This window comes from Larkinella sp. C7 (assembly GCF_006149005.1).
Taxonomy (GTDB): domain Bacteria; phylum Bacteroidota; class Bacteroidia; order Cytophagales; family Spirosomataceae; genus Larkinella.
Map to the genome: position 1 here is coordinate 1 of NZ_VBSL01000005.1, position 22998 is coordinate 22998.

General features: G+C 51.3%; 21 protein-coding genes and 1 pseudogene. 1 reads left to right on the plus strand and 21 read right to left on the minus strand.

The genetic code is table 11. The features are described 5' to 3' along the window. From FH871_RS13770 to FH871_RS13855, 19 genes and pseudogenes are all read right to left on the minus strand, one after another. Positions 1-2157: DUF11 domain-containing protein (locus tag FH871_RS13770; RefSeq protein ID WP_171062842.1), on the minus strand; the 2157-nt coding region annotated here is incomplete at its 3' end. A 531-nt stretch (positions 2158-2688) separates the two neighbouring features. After that, positions 2689-5901 carry a hypothetical protein gene (locus FH871_RS13775; RefSeq protein ID WP_138992019.1) on the minus strand — a complete coding sequence of 1071 codons (3213 nt, stop codon included), beginning with the start codon at positions 5899-5901 and terminating at the stop codon, positions 2689-2691. Between the two features lie 68 nt (positions 5902-5969). Continuing rightward, a complete protein-coding gene (locus FH871_RS13780) occupies positions 5970-7046 on the minus strand; it encodes an FAD-binding oxidoreductase (RefSeq protein WP_138992020.1) in 1077 nt (358 codons plus the stop codon). Beyond that, positions 7043-7759, minus strand: coding sequence for a (d)CMP kinase (gene cmk / locus FH871_RS13785; protein ID WP_138992021.1), 717 nt, complete (start codon positions 7757-7759; stop codon positions 7043-7045). Before cmk ends, FH871_RS13780 begins: the two co-directional genes overlap by 4 nt. A gap of 30 nt (positions 7760-7789) precedes the next feature. Further along, entirely contained in the window at positions 7790-8353 is a 564-nt protein-coding gene (locus FH871_RS13790; RefSeq protein ID WP_138992022.1) for a GNAT family N-acetyltransferase, read from the minus strand. 58 nt (positions 8354-8411) lie between these two features. Continuing rightward, the gene (locus FH871_RS13795; protein ID WP_138992023.1) at positions 8412-9002 is read right to left on the minus strand and encodes an LUD domain-containing protein; all 591 of its coding nucleotides are present in this window, start codon (positions 9000-9002) and stop codon (positions 8412-8414) included. Beyond that, the gene (locus FH871_RS13800) at positions 8999-10363 is read right to left on the minus strand and encodes a lactate utilization protein B (protein ID WP_138992447.1); all 1365 of its coding nucleotides are present in this window, start codon (positions 10361-10363) and stop codon (positions 8999-9001) included. Before FH871_RS13800 ends, FH871_RS13795 begins: the two co-directional genes overlap by 4 nt. A gap of 4 nt (positions 10364-10367) precedes the next feature. Beyond that, the gene (locus FH871_RS33125) at positions 10368-10523 is read right to left on the minus strand and encodes a hypothetical protein (RefSeq protein ID WP_171062843.1); all 156 of its coding nucleotides are present in this window, start codon (positions 10521-10523) and stop codon (positions 10368-10370) included. Then, a complete protein-coding gene (locus FH871_RS13805; protein WP_138992024.1) occupies positions 10510-11085 on the minus strand; it encodes a zeta toxin family protein in 576 nt (191 codons plus the stop codon). The genes FH871_RS33125 and FH871_RS13805 overlap by 14 nt, the downstream gene beginning before the upstream one ends. A gap of 5 nt (positions 11086-11090) precedes the next feature. Then, on the minus strand, positions 11091-11291 hold the full coding sequence (locus FH871_RS13810; protein WP_138992025.1) for a helix-turn-helix transcriptional regulator: 201 nt from the start codon (positions 11289-11291) through the stop codon (positions 11091-11093). Next, positions 11288-11803 (minus strand): hypothetical protein, encoded by a 516-nt coding sequence (locus FH871_RS13815; RefSeq protein ID WP_138992026.1) that lies wholly within the window; start codon positions 11801-11803, stop codon positions 11288-11290. Before FH871_RS13815 ends, FH871_RS13810 begins: the two co-directional genes overlap by 4 nt. An 82-nt stretch (positions 11804-11885) precedes the next feature. Further along, entirely contained in the window at positions 11886-12623 is a 738-nt protein-coding gene (locus tag FH871_RS13820) for a (Fe-S)-binding protein (RefSeq protein ID WP_138992027.1), read from the minus strand. Between the two features lie 78 nt (positions 12624-12701). Further along, complete coding sequence (locus FH871_RS13825; RefSeq protein WP_138992028.1) at positions 12702-13475, minus strand: endonuclease/exonuclease/phosphatase family protein; 774 nt, start codon at positions 13473-13475, stop codon at positions 12702-12704. Between the two features lie 75 nt (positions 13476-13550). Continuing rightward, positions 13551-13877: an L-rhamnose mutarotase gene (locus FH871_RS13830; protein WP_138992029.1), complete on the minus strand. Its 327-nt coding sequence runs from the start codon at positions 13875-13877 to the stop codon at positions 13551-13553. A gap of 69 nt (positions 13878-13946) precedes the next feature. Then, positions 13947-15227 (minus strand): L-fucose:H+ symporter permease, encoded by a 1281-nt coding sequence (gene fucP, locus FH871_RS13835; protein WP_138992030.1) that lies wholly within the window; start codon positions 15225-15227, stop codon positions 13947-13949. An 86-nt stretch (positions 15228-15313) separates the two neighbouring features. Then, positions 15314-16096, minus strand: a complete 783-nt coding sequence (locus FH871_RS13840) for an SDR family oxidoreductase (protein ID WP_138992031.1) — start codon at positions 16094-16096, stop codon at positions 15314-15316. 67 nt (positions 16097-16163) lie between these two features. Beyond that, entirely contained in the window at positions 16164-16988 is an 825-nt protein-coding gene (locus FH871_RS13845; RefSeq protein WP_138992032.1) for an amidohydrolase, read from the minus strand. 19 nt (positions 16989-17007) lie between these two features. After that, a pseudogene (locus FH871_RS13850) lies at positions 17008-17412 on the minus strand (four helix bundle protein). A gap of 35 nt (positions 17413-17447) precedes the next feature. Then, complete coding sequence (locus FH871_RS13855; protein WP_138992033.1) at positions 17448-18302, minus strand: fumarylacetoacetate hydrolase family protein; 855 nt, start codon at positions 18300-18302, stop codon at positions 17448-17450. Positions 18303-18417: 115 nt separating this feature from the next. Here FH871_RS13855 and FH871_RS13860 point away from each other — a divergent pair, with 115 nt between their 5' ends. After that, on the plus strand, positions 18418-19056 hold the full coding sequence (locus tag FH871_RS13860) for a Uma2 family endonuclease (protein WP_138992034.1): 639 nt from the start codon (positions 18418-18420) through the stop codon (positions 19054-19056). Positions 19057-19059: 3 nt separating this feature from the next. On the opposite strand, the gene FH871_RS13865 is transcribed toward FH871_RS13860, so the two are convergent. Together FH871_RS13865 and FH871_RS13870 are read right to left on the minus strand one after the other, a co-directional pair. Further along, on the minus strand, positions 19060-21516 hold the full coding sequence (locus tag FH871_RS13865; protein WP_138992035.1) for an alpha/beta hydrolase-fold protein: 2457 nt from the start codon (positions 21514-21516) through the stop codon (positions 19060-19062). An 18-nt stretch (positions 21517-21534) separates the two neighbouring features. Beyond that, positions 21535-22974: an alpha-L-fucosidase gene (locus tag FH871_RS13870; protein ID WP_138992036.1), complete on the minus strand. Its 1440-nt coding sequence runs from the start codon at positions 22972-22974 to the stop codon at positions 21535-21537. Positions 22975-22998 lie beyond the last annotated feature (24 nt).

The window sequence follows — 22998 nt, forward strand, 5'->3', positions numbered from 1 at the left end:
ACCGGAGGCTGTTAATGACAGCGACACCTGCACCAAATTATTCTCGCAGATGGTCGATGATGTCACCTGGCTCAACACCGGCACCGGATTGACCGTTATGGTGACGGTTCTCGTCACACTGCAACCCGAACCATCGGTGATCACCACCGTATACGTACTGGTCGCCGTCAGGTTCGACACCGTCACACTGCTGCCGTTGCCCAAACCTCCGCTCCATTGATAACTTACATTCCCTACCGCATTGCTGGCACTGGCCGTCAGCACCACACTGCCGCCCGAACACACCGCCGTCTGCGAAGCCGTCAGGGTGCCCGACAGACTGCAGGGCGAAGTCGGNCTGCCATTGTTGGCCGTGGTTGCATTGGCGATCACCGGATTCTGTTGGGTACTCGAATACCCGTTGGGGCCTTTCCACAGATAGGAATTGCCACCTGCTGATGTCAATAGAATCGTTACAGTCGTGCCTACACAGGCTGTAGACGAAGACACCTGTGGGAATGGCACGCCTTGCACAGTCACATTGACGGTAGCGGTACCTGTACAATTAGAACCCGCTACCGTCAGCGTGTAACTGCCGTTGTGGGTCAATTGTGCGTTGGTAATCACCGGATTTTGTACGGACGAACTAAAGCCGTTTGGACCTTTCCAACTATACGAATTGAAGCCACTCGTTGCCGTTAGACTGACCATATCCCCCACACAAACGGTAGCAGGTAAAGCCCCCGCCAATGGATTACAAATACAGGCTTTGACGGTTACCGGTTGTGTTACGGCCTGATTACTGCAACCGTTTTGGCTAAACACTGCCAGCGTATAACTACCGGAATGGCTTAACTGCGCGTTACTCACCATCACCGTTTGCCCGGTCTCATAAAAACCATTGGGGCCGGTCCAAATATATTGGTAGGGTTGCGTTCCCCCGCTCGCGGTTGCTGACAGACTAAAACTCCCGCCCAAACAGGTGCTCGCGCTTACCGATGCAGTAACCGTTGGTTTCGGCAAAATTTTCAGGCTGGTTATGGCGGTTCCGGAACAAATGGATGTTCCCGTGATCACAACCGTATAACTGCCGGTGTTAGCGGTCGTTGCGTTGGGAATCGTCGGGCTTTGCAAGGAGCTCGTAAAACCGTTGGGGCCGTACCATTTATAGGTTGTTCCTCCATCGGTTGCCGACAAGGTAATGGTCCCTCCTTCGCAAACCGGAGAGTTACAAATGGCAATCGGTAAGGTACCAATCAAAGCGGTTGTACTGGACAAAGCCGTGCAACCGGTCGCATCGGTTATTTTCACCGTATATACCCCCGCATTGGCAGTCGTCGCCACAGGAATGGTCTGGCTTTGACCGGTTTTCGAAAATCCATTGGGCCCAGTCCAGGTATATTGGTACGGGGCGGTGCCCCCCTGGGCGGTTGCACTCAATACCAATGGACTGGCTTCACATGTTGGATTGGCACTGGCTGTGGCAAGAATCTGGCACTCCGGCCCCGGGATGACTTCTATAGCACAACAGCCGCCCACCGGGCAGCTTCCGAACATTCCCGTAAAAGAATAGGTACCAATCGATTTGATGACCAGCGTACTCCCCGTCGCCACAGCCTGATCTGCCGAAAACTGGCTTATCCCATTTCGGGTCCATTGAACATTCGTAAGCGGTATTGGAATGGAAACTGTAAATTCATCTCCGGCGTACCATAGAATCGGTACGGAAAAACAGGTCAGTGCAATGTCGTCTTCCGATAAATCGTGATTATTGGGCACCGAGTTAGGATCCGTACCCTGCATTTCCGTTACCTCGGCAGTATTAAACCAAACGCCCCGCTCCAATACTTTCGCTTTTAATTCCAGTATAACCGAATCACCCGCAGCCAGAACGCCGATGTTCCAGTTACCACTAGCCGGCGTATACAACCCGGAACCCCGTAAAACCGTGTGCGTAGTATATTGGGCACCGGTTGACAGGTCGTCTTTCACCACAACGCCATTCGCAGGACCGCTTCCGTCATTTCCCACCACAACGGTGTACGAAACGATCTCATTTATAGCCGGGTGTGCCTTATCAATTTTCTTGTGAACATATACATTGGGGTTCTGAGCAACCGCCATTCCGACGCTAAACAACAATACAAGGATCGTTTGCCACAGACGATGGGATGCCATGATCGCTTGCTTAAAAAACAACATATTATATTGTTTTGACAAGCAATTAACAGGCACTAATGCATCACGGCGAGTTGATTCCGGGACAAATGAAGCACGCACGACTACCGGAATCGTGTAGTGGTTGCACTTCGTGTTTGTCTGCCCATTTCTGTCTGCACGCAAAGTAGATGTTCTTTTCATCTGATGACATTTTAGTTCTGTTTCCGACAGACTTCGCCAGCAAACAGCGTGTACCTTTATTTCAGACTTAACTTGACGATAAAAGTCACTTCCAATCCAAAGGATTTCCGTCAAAATCGTATACTCTCCTGATAACTAAAACATTGCTAAACCAACTGTTTAAAGTATGCTCTATTTCCTAAGCATCCTACCGCATGGCTCCCTGAAAAAGTCTATTATAATTTGTTTTTGTACACACAATTAATAGCTAAAATTATGCCATAGGTGATTACATAAACAAAACAAATGAAGCTAAAACGCAAAAAACCTGCCATATGGCAGGTTTTTTAACAGAAAGGATGAGGATGATCAAAAATCGTAGCCCAGGGTCAAATAAGCCACCGGTTTCCCGACCACATTATTTTCAACCCCCCAGGCATAATCAAACTTGACGTAGTAACCAAAGAGCATCGTTCGGGCACCGGCACCGTACCCAAGTAAAAAAGGATTTTTAAAATTGGTGACGGTGGCCTGGAACGGATCACCCGCTCCTCCCACGATCTCGGTGTTCAGGCTATTTTGGCGGCTGAACGGACCTTTTCCGGCCCAGGCCGTACCGATGTCACTAAAAGCAACCAACTGAAAATTCCGGAGGAAATTGGATGTCACCGGTCCCCGATGCAAATACCGGATGACGGGTAGACGCAGTTCGGCGTTGGCAAGCATGTGGCTGTTGCCCGTCAGTTTACCCAGGCGGAATCCACGAAGGGGGGCTGCCAGATCCAGAAAGAACACATCCCGGTTATCCCGGTTGGGTGACAGCAACAAAGGGTTGTTCGGTTTGTCTTCTTTGATGCCTTCCGAAATGCCGATCCAGTTTTCCATCCCACCCAACGTACTCTTCTTCGGTGCAGCACCAGCCGAATGGCTACCCGACAACCGCAGAGCCAGAATGATGTCCCGGTGGATTTTTTGATAATGCCGCAGGTCAACCGTAATCCGGTCGAAACTGCCCGCACCCCGGCGAACACCACTTTCCACTTTTTCCGTCAACCCAATGTAGTTCTCATACCGGAGCTTGAAGCGGGTTCCCTCAATCATGTTCATTCCGTTGAGGGTCGTATTATCAAAAACGTATTCCGCTTTCGCCCCGGTGTAGTCCGACGAACTGCCGCCCACCTGCAACAAATCCAGGTAGCGGGTTACGATATAGAACGGCGCTACCGTAAACCGGCTGTTCACCGAAATGGGATACGAAGCCGACAGGGTTACTTTGTTGAACCGGTATTTTTGGTATTGACCTGCATCGGAGAAAATCGTCTTCCGGTCAAACCGGGCGCTGTAATCAATCCGGTTTACCAGTTTGTGGTATTCGGTAAACAGGTCGCTGTTCCGGAGGTTGGTGGTGATGAACAAACCGGCCCGGATGATGTGGTTTTCCAGCAGGTCGTTCATGGTAAGCGATTGAAAATAGCCAAAACCCCGGATTGGATCGATCCGCCAATCGGAACTGGCGTCACTCGCGACGAACAAGCCTTGGTATTTGTAAGGCCCCCGGATCGTTACGTTCTCCCGTCGGCGGGTGCGCGGGATGGCCACCGATGCCGACGTGTTTGTACTCCGGCGTTGTTTGAATTCTATGGTTTTGGCTACATCGCTGTCAAACTGGTAGTTGTCCGTATCGACCTCTCCCGGCTCCAGCTTTAGCGTAGTTACTGCTGTGGAATCGATGGTTTTGGCCGCCGTCACAGCACTCGTACTGGGCGCCGTCGTGGGGGTAGCCAAGGCCTTGGGCACTTCCTGAACGGTAGCCCGACGGGTAAGCGGCAACTGACGCGTCTGGTTCAGGTTGACCCGGGGCCGAAACCCAATGACCTCACTCCCATTTTTCAACTGGCTATAGACCATTGCGCCTGACGTAGGGTTCAGGTCGTAGCGACGAATATTCTGGCTAAAACCGGTAATAAATTCCCTCGTTTTGGTTTCAACATCCACTTTGGCGAGATTCCGCACACCAGTTGCATCATCGAGATAATAGACGATATTTTCGGAAGAGGCCACCGGACGCATGGCGATACTCAGCGAGTCGGTCAGGCGGCTCACCACCTCGACACGGGGCGTTCCGTCGTGCAAAAACAGACTGAGCTGGTTGCGAATGGATTTGTAGTTTCCTTTGTCGAGGCTCAACGAGTCGATGCGTCGGTTTGAAGAAAACACGATTTGCCGGGTTCGGCCCACAAACTGCGGATACAGATCGTCGTATAAATCATTCGTCAGTTGCTGCACGGTTCCCCGACCCATACTGAAGAGATATAAATCATTTTGCCCCCGGCGATCTGCACTGAACACGACACTCGCTCCGTCGTCGGAAGCATCCATATCGATCACCTGACTAACGCCCCGAACGACCATCCGTTGCTTGAGCTTCGCTTTTTTATCGAGGTTGTTGTATACATATAAATAGGTCTGTCCCCGCTCTTCGGTCAACACCAGCAGGTTGTCGCGCTGCCAGGTAACGAGTGGAGAAGCCGGTTTTACGGGAGATTCGTCCTGCTTGTAGCCTCCTTTCCGAATCACCTGCTTTTTCTGCGTCTGCGTATTGACCACGGTTACTTCAAACTTTCCGCGCCAGGCCGTCGCATAGGCATACTGGCTCTGGTCGGGACTCAGTTTCAGACTGGTCAGTTGGGCGGGCTCTTTGGCACTGGAAACCGTTACCTGAAAACCGTCTTCGCCTGGTTTGTAGGCATCGACAACCGGTTTTGCCATTGACGAATAATACTCCCGCCATTCCCGCAAAAACCGGGAATACGGAACTCCCAGCGTGCTGGCAATGCTGTTCTGCTCGTTCCGAATGATACGGGTCAAGTTGAGAATATTGGAGATGTTGTCTTTCCCGTAACGCTCCGCAATGTAATTCCAGATGGAATGGCCTACGTACATGGCCTCCTCCCCCACCAGCGTAGACGGTTTACGAACGGGGCGCGTCAGTGCGACGTCGCGCATGTAATCGTCCAGGTCAACACTCCAGCCATCGGCAATGTAGGACGCAATGCCCGGCATATACCATTCCGGCAACGAAAGCAGTAGTGAGCTTTGCAGAGCATCTTTCAAACTGCCGCCATAGAGCATGTCGTAGACAAAAAGCAGCGAAACTTCCTTAATCAATTGCTTGCGAAAGCTAATCTGGTCGCCCGTGAAAGCCAGTTCCAGCCGTGATTTAGCCAGGCTTAACTCCTTGTAGTTGGTACCGCTGGGCGCACTCAGGCCAATGTTACTCTGGGAAAGCTCCTGGGGTGAGTTGTAAATAAAGACCTTGATGCGGTTATACGGCGTATAGCCCAGGATTTCGGTGATCCGGTCAAAATCCGTTTCGGCATACTGCGCCGTCAAATTGGCAATCTGGTTGCCTTCCTGATAAAAATAGATTTCAAAGTTGGAGGTCTTGATCACCTTCCAATCAAACTTCCGGTATTGGATACGGTTTCTCCCAAACTGTTCCTGCGAAGGATAGTTTTGTGCCACCACTTCATTCATTACCAGCAACAGTCCGGCCAGGCAGAGTATAAATTGCTTACTCATAAGTAACGCTACTTTTAGAAATGGTTTCAGATCTGATGTCTTCCGGATTGAACAACCGGCATCAAACCTTATCCAACATTTTTTCCACTGTAATATAACGAAAAGCTACGCTCAATATTAACCTCCGGGTCTAATTCTTTCCGACCTTCCAGAAAGTCGGCGAATTGGTCGGCAAAAAACGGCGCCAACGATACGCCCTTGGTACCCAACCCATTGAAAATCCCCACCGCCGGATGAGCCGGATGCAAGCCAATCAACGGCCGCCGGTCTTTCGTCGCCGGACGAATGCCAACCCGCTGCCCGACAATCCGGTACGGAACCTTCAACAGACCCTGTACTTTCTGCTGTAGAAACGCTTTTCCATCCTCGGTTGTTTGCCAGTCGATGTCATGCCAGGTATACGTCGCCCCGATCCGGTAACGATTTGATTCAACGGGCATTATGAAGACGCCCTGATTGACGATACTGGTAACCGGATAATTGTCCATCGTAACATCCAGAACCTGTCCTTTCACGGGATTGTAGGGCAACCAGTCGAACAACGGATTTCGATACGCATGGGGGCCTTCACAGAAAATGATTTTTCCATACACACCTTCCTGCCATAAAATCCCATTCTCCCTGATTTCTATCCCCTTAGCGTCAAAATCTGTTTCGATATACTGGTTTTGATCCTGAAAAAAAAGCCGGATGGCGTTCAAAAAAACCGGCACATCCACCCAGCCGGACCGGGTTACTTCCAGACCACCGAAAGGGTTGTGAATGTAGGGCTGATAGTACTGGTTGTCAACGGATTCGGCCACATAGCGGCTGATGGAGGCATCAGAAGTCTGGGCCAGGTAATTATTTTGTTCTTCAACCGAACGGAAGGGGCGGTAAATGTTGGAAAAATGGAGCAGAGGAATCCTCAGTTCCCGCTCCACTTCGCCGTAGAAAGCAGTCAGAAACGGAAACAACTGATCCGCTTTCCAGGTACGGACGAGCTTTTTACCCGTCAGCGGATTGAAAACTCCCGCTGCCGCCAGCGAGGCCGAGGGAAGGTTGGAGGAGTTGACGAGGACGACTTTTTTACCCCGCCGATGGAGCGTCCAGGCCAACACCGACCCGGCAATACCCTGTCCGACAATTAAATAATCGGCGGTCATGCATCAATCGTTTTGAAATGCCCTTTGCGGTGGAGTCTGGAGATTTTCTCGTCGGCCAGTTGAATCACCCAGTCAATTTGTTCGTCGATGGTGATGAAGGAAGTATCCAGTTCAATGGCATCTTCGGCTTTCCGGAGCGGGCCTTCACTGCGATTGCTGTCGATAAAATCCCGCTTTTTGAGGTTTTCCAGAATCACATCCAGACCAATCATTTCGCCCTTTTGCAGCAACTCAATCTGTCGGCGCTGCGCCCGAATGGTTGCATCGGCCGTCATAAAGATTTTCAGTTCCGCGTCTGGAAATACCTTCGTCCCGATATCCCGACCATCCATCACGACTCCCCGTCTGCGCCCCAGCTTCTGTTGCTGGGCAACCATGGCATACCGCACTTCGGGAATCGCACTGACTTCACTGACGATATTGGATATGTACATTTTCCGGATTTCCTCTTCAACATTCAAGCCATTCAGGCAAGTTTCATTCCGGCCATTTCTGGGATTAAAATTGAAGGTGATCTGAATGAGTTGAAGCGCATCCTGGACGGCTTTTGGATTCGTGAGGGAAATGTGATTCTGGATAAAATACAAACTCACGGAACGGTACATAGCACCCGTATCGATGTAGGCATAACCCATCCGGGCAGCCACCTGTTTGGCCGTCGTACTTTTTCCACAACTGGAATAGCCGTCGATGGCAATGACTATTTTTGGCATGAGTGCAAAGAAACAACTTTCCGGGGAACCCTACTGCTTTCCGGCCAGGGAAATACGCTCCTGTCGGGTTACAAATTCTTCTCGAAGTAGGGCGAATATGTGTTCGTCGAGGTATTGATTGTTCTTGATGGCGGCTTTTTTCAGAATGGCTTCAGCCCGAAAACCCGCCTGCTCCAACACCCGCATCGACACTAGATTTCCCTCCAGAACGCAGCCAAAAAGCCGGTTTACCTGAAAATTAACAAAAATGTAGTTGACCATAGCGGGCAACACTTCGGTCATGATGCCCTGCCCCCAATGCGACTCGCCCAGCCAGTAGCCAATTTCTGCATTGTGCCGGTAAATGTCCTCTTTGATGGTAAACCCCACATTGCCAACGGCTTTGCCGCCAATATCAATCGCCAGATTGACCGGTTGCTGATACGAACGGTTCATCCGTATCCAGGAACTGGCATCGCGAACGGTATAGGGATGCGGAAAAAAATCCCGGACACGGTCCCAGATTTTTCGGTTGTTGGCCTGCTCGGATAACGAAAACTCATCGCCATCACGCCAGGATCGCAGAGTGCAGGTATCTAGATAAATGGTTGCCACGTTGCTGCCCGTTTTTGGCCAATATACGGTTTTTACAATATGGCCTTTCACTTTTTAGTCATGAATTTTGCAACAAAACCACGGAAAGGCTCCGTGCGCCGTGCGCACCAATGACCAAAGCCTGCTCAATATCAGCGGTTTTCGACGGCCCCGCAATGAAGGCCCCGAAGCCGGATTCGCTTATGTTCAGCCGTTCGTAGGCGTCGTGCATGTTCGGCACCAGATCAGCCGTGTTGAGCAGTAGAACCAGATGCTGGCAGATGAAGGGCAAAACCCGGTGACCACCCCGCTCCTCCGGAACCCAGATGGCCGAGTTTTCAGCCACGCCGAAAACGCCCTGAATAATGGCCAAATCGACGGTTTCCAGTTGGTGCGGATCCACAACGTCCCAGTCTGTGGTGGCCAGATGACTCAAAGCCGGTACTTTACTCACCACACTGGGCAAGTCACTGTACGTCTGCCGGATATAGGTCTCCGCTTCCTCGTAGTTCGCCACCAGCACCGGCGTTCCGCCGATAAACCGAAGAATCTCCGAAAACTTGGCAACTAAATCCGGGTAATCAGACTGAAACCGGGTTGTTTCCGGCAACGGTTGAAATTCGGGCTTGTTCTGCTTCACAGCAGAAAGAATTCGTTCGCGACTGTTCATTTTTTCGTTTCTCTGTTCACATACCACTCCCGGAAACTCTCTTTGGGCGGCTCCGGCATTTCGCGCTGCTTAAACCAGGGATTGAGGGGATTGGAGACCGAATAAGGCAATAACCGCATCATCGTCCGACCGGCTTTCCCGGAAAAACGGAACAGTTTCGGACTGGATAAGACACTCGCCATCAGCTTCATGCCCTGTTTTTTGGTACTGTCGACGTAGCCCTCGGCCACCAGCACCTGCCGCCACTTGTAAAGCTGGTCGTGGATGTCGATCTTGACCGGGCAGACGTTCGAGCAGGAACCGCAAAGCGTCGACGCAAACGGCAAATCAGCGTTTTTTCGCATATCCAGATTCGGAGCCAGAATGGAGCCGATGGGACCCGCCACGGCATTGTGGTAACTGTGTCCGCCACTCCGGCGATATACCGGGCAGGTGTTCATACAGGCTCCGCAGCGGATGCACTTGAGCGAGTTCCGGAAATCCGGTCGACCGAGCTGCGTGGTCCGGCCGTTGTCGACAATGATGATGTGCATCGTCTGCCCTTGGCGGGGCCGGTGAAAATGGCTGGAATACGTCGTGATGGGCTGTCCGGTGGCGCTCCGGGCCAAAAGCCGCAGAAAAACGCCGAGGTGTTGCGCCTTCGGAATGATTTTTTCGATGCCCATGCTGGCAATGTGAACATCAGCCAGGTGGGCGCCCATGTCGGCGTTGCCTTCGTTCGTACAAACCACAAAACCGCCGGTCTCGGCAATGGCAAAGTTGACGCCGGTGAGAGCGGCCCGTCGCGTCAGGAACTTCTCTCTCAGGTGCTGGCGCGCGGCTTCGGCCAGGTATTTTGGATCCGATGCGCCTTTTTCTGTCCCCAGATGTTCATGGAAAAGCGCCCCGATTTCTTCTTTTTTCTTGTGAATACAGGGCATCACAATGTGACTGGGTGGTTCGCCAGCGAGTTGAACAACGCGTTCGCCCAAATCTGTATCAACCACATCGACGCCTTTTTCAATCAGGAAATCGTTCAAATGACATTCTTCCGTCAGCATCGACTTGCTTTTCACCATCTGGGTGGCCCCGGTTTCCCGCAGGATCTGCAGCACGATTTCGTTGTGCTCGTGTCCATCTGCCGCCCAGTGAATTTTCACCCCGTTTTTGATGGCATTCTGCTCGAATTCGAGCAGGTATTCATCCAGGTTGGACAAGGCGTTGTGCTTGATGCGGGAACCGGCTTCGCGCAGGGCCTCCCATTCCGGAATTTGAAAAACGGCTTTGTCGCGTTTTTCGCGCACAAACCACAGCGTCTTATCGTGCCAGGTGGTTCGGTCAATATCTTCCGTAAATACTTCGGCGGCTTCGGAGTGATTCATCATGTTAGAGGTCGCGGGCTTTGACCCGAACGGGTTTTCCATTCCGGGCAATCACCAGTTCTTCGTCGTTTCGTTTTGCCTGTTCAATAACGCGCTGAACAGCCCGGCGCATTCCTTCCAGAATTTTTTCGTTTTCTGGAGTGATTTTAATCTCGCCCATTTTGGTTAATCTTCTCCCAGATTTTCACATTAAACAAATCAAGCGAGGCAGCGATTCCACCTTGTGCAATAAATTCAGGAACTGTCCCGGAATTATTTATGACTAAAAATCGATCACTTATGGGGACGTATAAAGTCAGTAAATTTTCAATACTCCGACTGTACCGTCGCTCAATTACATCCGGCGGAATTGAATGCCCTCCTTTTGCAACCCGAATGCCCACCCGCTCCTTCGCCAGTTCAACGGATTCAATCCACACATAGAACAAAGTAACCGAATAACCGGCCTGTTTCGCGCGTTTAATGGTTTGAACGTACGACCGTGTCGATAGCGTCGTCTCTACTGCAAAGTCAACGTTTTGTTCAAGCAAATGGTTGATGCGGTTCAGCATAATTCTTCCGGCTTCAAACGCTACCGTTTCCGGCTGGAAGGGTGACAGTCCTTTCGCGATCTCATCAGCGTTCACAAATTCCCGGCAATTCAGTACTTCCGGCAAAATGGTGTAAGCCGCCGTTGTTTTTCCGGCCCCGTTACAACCCGCAAGAATATACAGATTCGGCATCAGGATTAATCCGTTTCCTCCAGTTGAAAGATCTCGTTCACGTTTTTCTCAAACACCTGCGCCAGTTTCAACGCCAGGATCGTGGAAGGTACGTAACGACCGGTTTCGATGGAATTGATCGTTTGTCGGCTCACGCCAATCTGCCCCGCCAAATCCGCTTGTGATAAATCCTTTTCAGCTCGCTCTACTTTAATGCGGTTCTTCATAACGCCATCAAAACCGTCTTTTCAATCCGTCGAATAGACAACCGAAACCGGATGATGAACATCAGCAAAACCGTGAACATATTGTAAATCATTACATTCAGGAAAAGACCACCGTGGACGAGAATAATTAGCGCTCCCAATACGATGTAATTTACGTAAACCGCCCATTGCAATGACTCCAACCGTAACCGGCTAATCATCTCATCCTCCACTTTCTCTTTCGAGAACGCCACAAATAGCAACCCGATGATGACGCCGATGGCTGCCAGTTCATTGGTCAAATTGATCGTGGTAAAAGGCTTGCCCCCAATGTTAAAATTAGAACCATCAGCCAGCCACCAGATCAATTGGGAAAACAAATTTGAACCCGGAATCGATTCAGGTATTGTAATCGTCAAAAAATCAATAGAAAACTCTCCATACATCGTCGCTAACCCAAGGATAGCCGACGGAACAAACAAGATCCAGCCCATCAGCCGGTAACGATTCGGAAATAGCCAGTGTGTCTTCATAGTGTTATCAAATTATCTTGACCAAATGTAAAATAAGCTTTACATATTGTCAAGACGATTGGACAACTATTTTTTTTAACGGTTACCCCTGATTCAGTATTTCGGCGATGTGCATCACCTTCACCGGCAGCTTATTCCGGCGAACAATCCCTTCCAGGTGCATGAGACATGACATATCACCTCCGGTCAGTACTTCTGCCCCGTTGCGGATGTGATCTTCGACCCGGTCGATGCCCATTCGCGCCGAAACCGCTTCTTCAAAAACACAAAACGTACCCCCAAAACCGCAGCATTCGTCTTTCCGGTCGAGGCTGATCAACTCCAGGTCATCCACCATGTTCAGTAGCTTTTCCGGTTTGGAATACGGCGCGGCAACCAGTTCCGACATCTGGGAAAGATGCAAGCCGCGTTGTCCGTGGCAACTCTGGTGCAGGCCGACCTTGTGCGGAAAACGGGCTGACAGGTGCTCTACTTTCAGCACATCCGTCAGAAATTCGGTCAGTTCATACATATGGCTGCGGATTTGCAGCGCGTCGCCCTCCCGTTTGTCCGAATGCAGATGATGTTTAATATGAAGTGCACAACTCCCTGACGGACAGACAATCGCGTCATAATGATCCCCGAAGTTTTCGACAAACAATTCGTTGCAATCGTGGGCCAGATTCTCAAACCCCGAATTGGCCATTGGCTGTCCGCAGCAGGTCTGGTTCAGCGGATAGGTAACCGTGCAACCCAGTTTTTCCAGCAGTTGCAGCGTGGCGATGCCAACTTTCGGATAAAACTGATCGACGTAACACGGCAAAAAAAGGGCAACTTTCATCGTTTAGTGAGCAGTTTACGTCAGACCGTTCAGCGTTACCAGCGGTTTTAAACCGGTCCAGCTCCGTACGACGGTCTCTTATTTTTTGGGTTTTCGGAAGCGATACGTTGCCAAAACCGGCAGGTGATCCGACAATTTCGGCACATCCAAAACCCGGTATCGAATCAGTTCCAGTTCGCTTTGTTTCAGACTCAGGATGTAATCGATCCGCGCTCCGGTACCAACCAGCGTCGACGTATGCGAATCCCGTCCGGCGTCCGACCAGCGATCCAACAGCTTTTCAATTTCCGGATCATCAGGGTCGGTATTCAAATCACCACACCAGATGACGGGTTGAATGCTGTTCTCCAGCGTTTTATCGATGAATGCCAATTGCAGACTCCGGTTCAGCGGAGATTGGTGGTCGAGGTGTGAATTGCAAAAACGGACCGTTGTCTTCTCAGATAATTCAACGTACGCACACTGCAAAATCCGCTGCTCGGTTTTATCCGGGTTTGGTAACATCATCTTCTGATTTGCAATGATAGGGTACTTCGACAAGATAGCTGTCCCGTACTTACCGCCCTGAAAATCGATGGCACTTCCATACAGCGGATACATCGATGTTAGCCGTGACAATTGCCCCAGGTGATCCTGCCCCCGGCTTCGGGTGGTTACACTGTCCACTTCCTGCAAAGCAATGATGTCGGGCTTATATTCCCGAATCAACCTTCCAATCTGCACGATGGTATTGTGTTCCTGGGCGTTGGCTCCGTGGTGAATGTTGAAAGTCAGAATGGTAATGGTAGATTGCGCGTTTGTTTCCCGAAATAATTCAAACACCAGCACCACAATCAATAAACAGATTCGCATACAGTCGCACAGTTGGTTTCTGCCAAAAATACGCACAAATCCCGTTTCTGACAGCTTCCTCTCCGGCAGGCTGTATTAAAGCGTGAAAATGTTATCCAGTAGCATCCATTTTTCGCCCGGTTTTGCCATCGGCAACGCCTGCTGGTAGGTCCACATCAATGCTTCCCATTCCTGTACTTTCGGGTTCGCGGCATCCATAGCGGCCTTTTTTTCAAACGAAAAGGATTCATCGGTTTCCATGATCATGAACAACCGGTTGCCAATCCGGTAAATCTCCATTTCCGTAATCCCCGCTGAGCGAATGCTCTCTTCGATTTCGGGCCGGAGTTTCTCGTGGTATTTCTCGTATTCGGCAATCGAAGCCGGATCATCGATGAGGTCAAGGGCGAAGCAGTAACGCATGAGGGAGTTAACAATTAAGAGTTATGAGTGAAGAATTAAAAAAAGCGAATCTTGTTGTGAACTCTTCACTTATAACTCTTCACTTTCAACTTTATATCCCCGCCAGCCGTAATACGCCACCACCAGAAAGCACAGGAGCGGGACGATGTAGGCGACTTTGATGTTGCTTTGGTCGGAAATGTAGCCCATCAGAACCGGGAATAACGCGCCCCCGGCAATCGCCATCACGAGCAGGGATGACCCCAGTTCGGTATCTTCTTCCAGTTTGTTGATACCCAGAGAAAAGATCGTGGCAAACATGATCGACTCGAAAAAGGGAACGGCAAAGATCGCCCAAACCGCGATTTGGGAGCGCATGGTCATGGCTACCACCAACAGCAGGACGCTGATCAGGGAATAGATGGTTAGCAGGCGGTTGGCCGACACAAACCGCATGAGGTATGTCCCAATAAACCGGCCGATCAAAAAGCCCAGCATGGCCCAACCCAGCCATTCGGCAGCGGTTTTTTCGGGAACATCACTGGAAAATTTGGCAAACCGGATGAAGAAACTGGTGACACACACCTGCGCACCGACGTAGAAAAACTGCGCAATAACCCCCCAGCGCAAATGCCGGTGCCGAAACACCGAACCCAGGGTTGAAGGCGCTTTCTTTTCGCTTTCGCTGATGTCCGGCAATTTGGTGAACATGAACAGTGCCGCGACAGCAACCACCACGACCCCAATAACGACATACGGCATTTTGACCTGATCGGCTTCGTATTGCAAATAGGTATTGAGCTGTTCCGCCGACATGGCGGTCAGCTCAGCTTCCGAATGCTCAATGCCACTCAGGATCACCCGACCGCCCACCACCGGTGCCAGAAAAGCCCCCAGACCGTTGAACGACTGACTGAAATTCAGCCGGGTCGTAGCCGTGGTCGGATCGCCCAGAATGGTTACGTACGGATTGGCGGCCGTTTCCAGAAACGCACAACCCGATGCAATGATGAACAAGGCTCCCAGAAAAAAACCATACATCCGGGTGTCGGCGGCTGGAACAAACAGAAAGGCTCCCGCGGCATACATCAATAAACCGGCAATGATGCCGCGCTGGTATCCGTATTTTTTCATCACAAAACCGGCGGGTAAGGCCATGATGAAGTACCCCAGATAAACCGCTGAATCAATCAAGGCCGACTGCAAATCCGTCAATTGACACGCTTTCTTTAAGTGCGGAATCAGAATGGGTTCCAGATTATGGACGAAGGCCCAGAGAAAAAACAAACTGGTTACCAGCGCAAACGCCAGCGTGTAGCCGCGCATTGAACCGGCGGATTGGGCGGTGGTGGAAGAGGGAACGGAGGCCATGAAAAGTCCGAAAATTAGGATGTAGGTATCTATTTGCGATTCACCGCACGGCGGCACTCAATCGCTCAATAACAATTCACAATTGATCAGGTCAAAGCCCGGTCCAGATGCACATACCCCCCATCCACATAGATGAGTTGCCCCGTTGTGTGACTGGATTTGTCGGACAGCAGAAAGACCACCATGTTAGCAATTTCCTCCGGGGTCGTCATGCGTTTTTCGAGCGGTATTTTCGACACGATGCTATCCAGCTTCTCCTGTGGATTGTCAAACGTTTTGATCCAGTTTTCGTACAGGGGTGTCCACGATTCAGCCACCACCACAGCATTGACCCGGATGCTGTACGGCAACAACTCCACCGCCCATTCCCGCGTCAGTGCATTCCGACCGCCATTGGCAGCGGCATACGCCGAGGTGTTCCCCTGCCCGGTTTCGGCGGTTTTGGAGGTAATGTTCACAATCGCCCCTTTGGATTCTTTCAGAGCGGGCAGCGCATGGTGTGCCATCAGATAATAATGAACCATGTTCTTATGCAACGACTGCATAAACCGCTCATAGTCACCCATTTCCAATCCGACGCCATCATTGACGCCCGCGTTGTTCACCAGGCCGTCGATGCGGCCAAATTGCGCCAGGGTTTGCTCAACGGCTTTTTTACATTCTTCCGGCCGGGTCAGTTCGGCAGCAATCTGAAAGGCTTTGCCGCCGGTCGCCAGGATGGCGTCAACGGTTTTCTGGTTGTCGGCTGCGTTGCGTCCGATGATCACCGGGGTTGCTCCTTCGGCAGCCAGCACGGTCGAGATGCCCTCGCCGATGCCCTTCGCCCCGCCCGTGACGATGATTATTTTGTCTTGTAGGTTCAGGTTCATAAACGTACTCACGGACAACTATCCGCGTAGTTTCTGGTAGGAATGGTTGAAAATCAGGCTTTCGCCTTTACAGATTATAAAACTTCACAGCATTGCCACCGAACACCTTTTGTCGGACATCCTCACCCCACGGTTTCACATAGTCCTCCACAATGCTTTTCATTTCTTCATACTCCGCAGCCACGAGGCAAACCGGCCAGTCGGAGCCGAAAACCAGTCGATTGGGACCAAAATGTTCGAAGACCACATCGAGATACGGGCGAAAATCCTCCGGTTTCCAGGTCTGCCAATCGGCTTCTGTCACCATCCCCGACACTTTGCAATAGACGTTCGGACTTTTGGCAATCTCGGTCAGGTAGTTTGACCAGGTGTTGATTTTCTGGTCCTTGATATACGGTTTGGCGATGTGGTCGATGATGAAGGAAACCTCCGGAACCGTCCGAACCAGGTGCAGCGCGGCTTTCAGTTGCGTGGGATAAATCAGGATGTCGTACGTCAGATCAAATGCCGCCAATTGCCGGACACCGCGAATGAATTCCGGGCGCATCATAAAATCGTCCGGTTCGCCTTGGACGACGTGCCGAAATCCTTTCAGTTCTTCAAACTGCGAGAAGAATTCCAGCCGTTCGTACAGATTTTTGGCCTGCAAATCGACCCAGCCCACTACGCCTTTGATAAAATCATACGCTTCGGCGAGTTGCAGCAAAAACAGCGTTTCCGATTCCGACTGATCGGCCTGCACGGCCACACAGCCCTCCATGCCGTTCTGCTTCAAAACCGGCTCCAGATCGGCGGGCAAAAAATCCCGCCGAATCCGTTGCATTTCTTCCGTAATCCAACTGTCCCGTTCCGCATTGAAGAACCAGAAATGCTGGTGTGCGTCGATTTGCATTGAAATTAAAAGTTAAGAGTTATGAGTTAAGAGTTAAATACTCGGGTTCCTCTTCTCGAACAAACCCGGTATTTTCTTGAGCTGTTAATAAAATTGAACCAAGAATCTTTATCAATTCCTCACAGTCACTCAACATGGATGTTGCCATTCGTTCATTCAGGTAATCAGTTGCCTGAAGCAATCGCAACCAATACCGTGTTTCACGCGCTTCTTTGTAAGCAATACTCATTTAAGCCGTGAAATCTTTGCGACTGTACCCACCAGTCGCTTCTTCTACATTTGCACCGATTGATGTGCCACTTTTCAGTAACTGCTCCGAAATTTTGTAGGGCACTTTATTGTCAATCAGCCATTTATATAGATTTACCGTTCGTACGCCAAACGAAAAACTTTTTCCCTGAATAATACTTTCCTTGCGCTCCATAAAACTCTTAACTCATAATTCTTAACTCTTAACTCTTAACTATAAGCAACAGCCGTCTGCTTTTGGGTTCCCAAGCCTTCGATGCCGAGTTCTACTACGTCGCCGGGTTTGAGGAAGCGTTGTGGTTTGAGGCCCATGCCGACGCCGGATGGCGTTCCGGTCGAAATGACATCCCCGGGGAGCAGCGTCATGAACTGGCTGATGTAGCTAACGAGCGTGGGAACGTCGAAAATCATGTCGTCGGTATTGGAATCCTGCAACGACTCGCCGTTGACGCGCAGCCAGAGACCCAGTTTATTCGGGTTCGGCACTTCGTCTTTTGTCACCATAAACGGCCCGAGGGGCGCAAAGGTGTCGGCACTTTTGCCCTTTACCCACTGCCCACCGCGCTCCAACTGGAACGCCCGCTCGCTGTAGTCGTTGTGAACGGCATAGCCGGCAATGTAGTCGAAGGCGTCTTCTTTGGAAACATACGTGGCTTTTTTGCCAATGACAATCGCCAGTTCCACTTCCCAGTCCGTTTTTTCAGACGCTTTCGGAATCATCACATTGTCATCCGGACCAACCAAAGCCGTGGTGGATTTGAAAAACAAAATGGGTTCGGCCGGAACCGGTGCGTTGGTTTCAGCAGCATGTTTGGCGTAGTTCAGACCCACGCAGACAATCTTGGACGGCCGTTTGATGCACGACGCCCGGCGAACACTTCCCGACACGCTGGGGCAGCTTGATGCGTTGGTTTCCAGCCAGGTAGCCAGTTTTTCGAGACCGTTGGTCGCAAAGAAAGTTTCGTCATAATCGTGTCCGAAAGCAGTTACATCCAGACTGGCACCCGAAGGCAGCATGACACCGGGGCGTTCGTTGTCCGGTGAGCCAAAGCGAAATAGTTTCATTATGGAGGGTTTACTTTTTTGACAATAAAGGGAAAAACCGGGGGCTTATAACCTTGTGTGCAAAAATAAAGTGTCGAAACCGGATTGTAACAGCCCCGAAGAAATCTTATTATATTTGTCAAAAGCTTTTTCTACAAGCATGACGACTATTGACGACTTCCTGAAAGCGCCAAATTTACGGGAACTGCTGGATGAACTTGAAAACGCCTGGCAGGAAGAACAACGCCGTCGTCATCAATTCTGGGCCGAGGTCGATGAAGGGAAAAAAGCCGAGTTTATTTTGGGTGAAATCATCTACCATTCAACAGTTTATGGGCGACATTGGATGGCTTCCAACAATATCACACGTTGGTTGCTTCCTTACGTTTATGATAATCGGTTGGGTAAAGTTGGTTATGAAAAAGTGATGGTTCGTTTAACCCGAAATGATTACGAACCGGATATCTGTTTCTGGAAAAAGGAAAAATCAGCCCAATTTCAACAAAAACAATCGGCCTTTCCTCCACCCGATTTTGTGGTCGAAATCCTTTCCGACAGCACAAAAGAACGCGACTACGGCATCAAGATGACTGATTATGCGCTTCATGGCGTGCAGGAATACTGGATTGTGGATGTCGAACACGAAACCGTCGAACAATATCTGCTCGACGGAAACGCGTTTCAATTGGCGCAAAAATTGAAAGATGGTGTTCTGGAATCCGAAGTGATCAGCGGTTTTCGAATGCGTATCAAAGAAATCTTTACCGAGTCCTGAGCCCTACTTCCCCACCGCTTCCCGGCTCTCCAGTTTCCAGGCATTGTCAAAAAAACCGGTTTTCCGAACGCCCTTGATGCCCTCTTTGGCCATGTCCAGGCCGAAAATCATGTAATCCGGGAAACCGCTGCCGGCGGCAAAATACTGGTTGGCATCGGCAGCTTTCAAGCCTGCCAAACCGGTTCCGGTCACCACCGCCACCGATGCCACCGGACTGTCGGCACGGGGCCAGCTAAAGTAGGCACTGACGTCTTCGCCAGTATACTGCTCATCTCCAATCCGTAACGCCCCCCGACTAACCTGAATCGGGCAGTCTTTCAACAGCTTTTTCCAGGCCGAGTTGGTTGTCGCATTGCCGAAAAGCACCACGCCCCGATCGGCAAATTGCGCCGGATTAAATTCCTTGTCCGAAACCATATCCACGGCTCCATTGCCCCGGTAGTACCAGGTTTCGGCATCATACCGCGCTTTGTTAAACGCCCATTCGTTTTCGGCCGCCGTCCCCGTAGTGCCATAAACGAACACCATCCGGTGGTTAAATGGTTCTTTGAACGTGCCATTCCGGTGAGAGCCTTTCGCTGTCAAGGCCGGTTTACTGCCAATTTCCCAGGCCGCATTTTTGACAAGAAACAGTTTTTCACCCGGATTTTTGACCTGATACGCAATCGCTTTCAGACTATCCAGCGTAATTGTTACGGTTTCTCCAACGGCAAAATCCGCCAGATTCAACGACAGCAGGGCAACATTGTCGGTTTTCCCGGCAATCGTTTTGGCTTTTTTATCACGTTTCAACTGAACCCGGCTATACTGCAACGGATGTTCCTGCTGCTCGACCGATACCCAACGCATCGTCGGTGAAATGGCAGGGTTGGCCGTCGTGAAATCGATGACGTTGACGGCGCTGTCGGCGGCAATGCGGTGCCACTTGAAATAGTCGAAAACCGGTTTCCAGTCGACGCTCTCGTTGCCGTACCAGTGCGATCCGCCCGGATATTCGTAGTGCGTAAAATCGGGGTGAAACGTACCGAGCAGTTTGCGCATCTGACGGGCATATTCCACCGAAACCGTGCGGTCGGCGTCGCCGTGCAGAATGTAAACCCCCAGCGGTTTGTAATTGGACGCGAGGGCCAGCACGTTGCTGGGGTTACTCGTTCGCAGGAGCATTTTCTCCAGTGCCGTGCCACCTTCTTCGGGAATTTTCCCATCGTGCGAACCGTAACCAGCCAGCGTCGGATACCCGGCGCAAGGCGCAATAGCCGCCCAATTGCCGGGAAACGTCGCCCCCAGATACCAGGTACCGTGTCCGCCCATCGAGTGGCCGGTCAGGTAAATGCGCTGCGGATCAGGTTTGAATTGCTTTTTGGCAATGTCCAGCACTTCCAGGGCATCCAGTCGCCCCCAGTCTTCCCAGTTAAAGCCCCGGGGCCGCCGGTTGGTCGGAGCCACCAGAACACCCCAGTCTTTCGGCTGATACGCCCGTGCCTGTCCAATGGCCTCAACCCCCGCGCCGTGGACAGAAAAAAATAAGGCAGGAGCCTGTCCATCCGGTTTGGTTTGGGGAGCCACCCCGAAATACTGAACACTGCCGTCGATGGCACTGATGAAGGTCTGGCTGTAATGCTCACCCAGCGCGGCTACAGACAGCGTCAGTTCTTTTTCGTCAATCGCTTTTCCGGACTGTACTAAACTAATCAAAACTACGCCCTCTTCTTTTTTGGAAACACCCGACGCGTCCATCCGAAACCCTACCTTGCGCGTACTCAGGGCCGGAACTGTCGGCAAATCCGTCAGTAGTTCTTTGCCAGACAGGCGACTTTTCATTTTCAGACCCGCCAGCGGTTTGCTGGTTGTGTTGACCAGTACGACAGCGCCCCAGAGCGGTTCGGTCTGGTTGCCCAATACCACACTCGGCAAGGTTGGATCTTCGATTTTCAGGAACACCGGTTTTTCGGGGAAAACGAGTTTTGCCATTAGACCCTGAAAACGCGAAAACTGCGACGTCCGCAGGTAAATTTCATTCAGTCCCTTTTTCAGCGCGACCGGAACGGCCAGCCAGCCGAGTGCATACGGATCGCCCGCGTGAGGTGCGCCGTTGACATACACCATGTTATGCCCGGTGGCCTGCAAAACGGCCACCTGATCGCGGTCGGCCTGGTACGTCAGGTAGAGGTAGCCGTTGTTGAACGAACGCCCCCGGAATTTGCCTTCTTTATCGGGCGTGACACCCTGCCAACGGAGCGAGTCGGTGCTACTGACCGACAGTCCCTGCCCCTCGGCCGGTTTTTTCAAATCCCCCCGGTATAAATGGTACGCCAGTTGATCGGTATACAAAGCCTCACGCCCGTATTGGTGACACGGCCCGATTGCCAGACCTTGAGAAAAGTTGTAAACGCGTTGCGCCTGAACCGTCAAAACCGTAGCCATGACCAGACACGCAGAAAAAAGAATGCGGTTTTTCATCGTAAGTTTGTTATTCAATTACCCAATTTTGACGACCCAAACCGGTTTCCCGGCCAGTTGTTGCCGCAGTTTTTCCGGAACACTCACCTCCACACCGCTCCCCACCTTTTTCCATTTCAAGGCCTGTTTGGTTCCCAGAATGGTCAGCGTAGCTTTGGGCTGAGTCGGTACAATCGGGAGCGTTAAAGTAGCTGGCAATACGGTTTCAGTATCTTTTGGTAAATACGACGCATACCGGACGTTACCGTTGGCGGTAAAAGCCCACTGGTTCTGGCGGTAGGGCGCCAGCGGTTTGGTGCCATACACCGACTCGCCGTTTACCTTGATCCACTCGCCAATTTCCGCCAGCCGCGTGTAGGCTTCCTCATGCCATTCGCCGTCAGGACCGGGGGCGATATTCAGCAGCAGATTGCCGTTTTTGGCCACAATATCGACCAGCATTTGCACCAGTTTTCGGGCCGGTTTAAAGTTTTCTTTCGGAATGTACGACCAGCTATCGCCCATGGTCAGACAGCTTTCCCACGGTATCGGCATGTAGTGATCCGGGATTTGCTGCTCGGGCGTCACGTAGTTCTCAAACTCGCCCGAAACCGTCCGGTCGACGACGAGCAAACCGGGCTGGTTCTGGCGACCCATCCCGGCGATGCGTCCCATGTCGATGTCCTGGCTGTACGGAATCGTGCGCTGCCAGCTCACGGTCGAGTCGATGGTGCTGGCCGGGCGCACCCAGCCACCATCCAGCCACAGAATATCCACTTTTCCGTAACCGGTCATCAATTCCTGAATCTGGTTGTAGGAAAAATCGCTGAATTTCTTCCAGAGCTCGGGGTATTTCTTGGGGTCGTAGCTCACGTTGCGGTCTTTCGGCGGAAAATAGGGCCACCAGTACGACTCGGTATTCCAGTCGGGTTTGGAAAAATACGTGCCGACCATAAAGCCTTCATTTCGAAACGCTCCCAGAATTTCCTTGGTGACATTGCTGCGCGGGTTCGACGCAAACGGCGATTTGGTGCTGGTGATTTTGTAGTCGGTTTGCTTCGAATCGAACATGCAAAAACCGTCGTGGTGCTTCGTCGTGAAAATCATGTACTTCATCCCGGCGGCTTTGGCGGCCGTGGCCCAGCGCTCCGGATTGAAGCGGGTGGGGTTAAAGGTGGTTTGCAGATTTTCGTACGCCTTTTTGTACCCATACCAATTACCAGACTCCGGCCCCCGACGCACACACCAGCCTTCGTCTTCCGGGCAAAGCGACCACGACTCGACCACGCCCCACTGGCTGTAGGTGCCCCAGTGCATCAGCAGTCCGAATTTAATATCCTGCCACTGATTCAATTTTTTCTTCACGAGACTGTCTTTTGGCCAAACGTACTTGTCGTGATTTTGCTCGGAATGTTGCTGGGCAACGGCCGATCCGGCGAAAACGAATCCGGTGAGCAAACCGATGAGGATGGATTTCATGGGGTAAATCAACAAGGGGTAAAA

What these genes read in the sequence shown, in the direction of transcription:
- FH871_RS13775 (WP_138992019.1), bottom strand. Translation starts at nt 5,901, where the DNA reads ATGAGTAAGCAATTTATACTCTGCCTGGCCGGACTGTTGCTGGTAATG.
- FH871_RS13780 (WP_138992020.1), bottom strand. Translation starts at nt 7,046, where the DNA reads ATGACCGCCGATTATTTAATTGTCGGACAGGGTATTGCCGGGTCGGTG.
- cmk (WP_138992021.1), bottom strand. Translation starts at nt 7,759, where the DNA reads ATGCCAAAAATAGTCATTGCCATCGACGGCTATTCCAGTTGTGGAAAA.
- FH871_RS13795 (WP_138992023.1), bottom strand. Translation starts at nt 9,002, where the DNA reads ATGAACAGTCGCGAACGAATTCTTTCTGCTGTGAAGCAGAACAAGCCC.
- FH871_RS13800 (WP_138992447.1), bottom strand. Translation starts at nt 10,363, where the DNA reads ATGAATCACTCCGAAGCCGCCGAAGTATTTACGGAAGATATTGACCGA.
- FH871_RS33125 (WP_171062843.1), bottom strand. Translation starts at nt 10,523, where the DNA reads ATGGGCGAGATTAAAATCACTCCAGAAAACGAAAAAATTCTGGAAGGA.
- FH871_RS13805 (WP_138992024.1), bottom strand. Translation starts at nt 11,085, where the DNA reads ATGCCGAATCTGTATATTCTTGCGGGTTGTAACGGGGCCGGAAAAACA.
- FH871_RS13810 (WP_138992025.1), bottom strand. Translation starts at nt 11,291, where the DNA reads ATGAAGAACCGCATTAAAGTAGAGCGAGCTGAAAAGGATTTATCACAA.
- FH871_RS13815 (WP_138992026.1), bottom strand. Translation starts at nt 11,803, where the DNA reads ATGAAGACACACTGGCTATTTCCGAATCGTTACCGGCTGATGGGCTGG.
- FH871_RS13820 (WP_138992027.1), bottom strand. Translation starts at nt 12,623, where the DNA reads ATGAAAGTTGCCCTTTTTTTGCCGTGTTACGTCGATCAGTTTTATCCG.
- FH871_RS13825 (WP_138992028.1), bottom strand. Translation starts at nt 13,475, where the DNA reads ATGCGAATCTGTTTATTGATTGTGGTGCTGGTGTTTGAATTATTTCGG.
- FH871_RS13830 (WP_138992029.1), bottom strand. Translation starts at nt 13,877, where the DNA reads ATGCGTTACTGCTTCGCCCTTGACCTCATCGATGATCCGGCTTCGATT.
- fucP (WP_138992030.1), bottom strand. Translation starts at nt 15,227, where the DNA reads ATGGCCTCCGTTCCCTCTTCCACCACCGCCCAATCCGCCGGTTCAATG.
- FH871_RS13840 (WP_138992031.1), bottom strand. Translation starts at nt 16,096, where the DNA reads ATGAACCTGAACCTACAAGACAAAATAATCATCGTCACGGGCGGGGCG.
- FH871_RS13845 (WP_138992032.1), bottom strand. Translation starts at nt 16,988, where the DNA reads ATGCAAATCGACGCACACCAGCATTTCTGGTTCTTCAATGCGGAACGG.
- FH871_RS13855 (WP_138992033.1), bottom strand. Translation starts at nt 18,302, where the DNA reads ATGAAACTATTTCGCTTTGGCTCACCGGACAACGAACGCCCCGGTGTC.
- FH871_RS13865 (WP_138992035.1), bottom strand. Translation starts at nt 21,516, where the DNA reads ATGAAAAACCGCATTCTTTTTTCTGCGTGTCTGGTCATGGCTACGGTT.
- FH871_RS13870 (WP_138992036.1), bottom strand. Translation starts at nt 22,974, where the DNA reads ATGAAATCCATCCTCATCGGTTTGCTCACCGGATTCGTTTTCGCCGGA.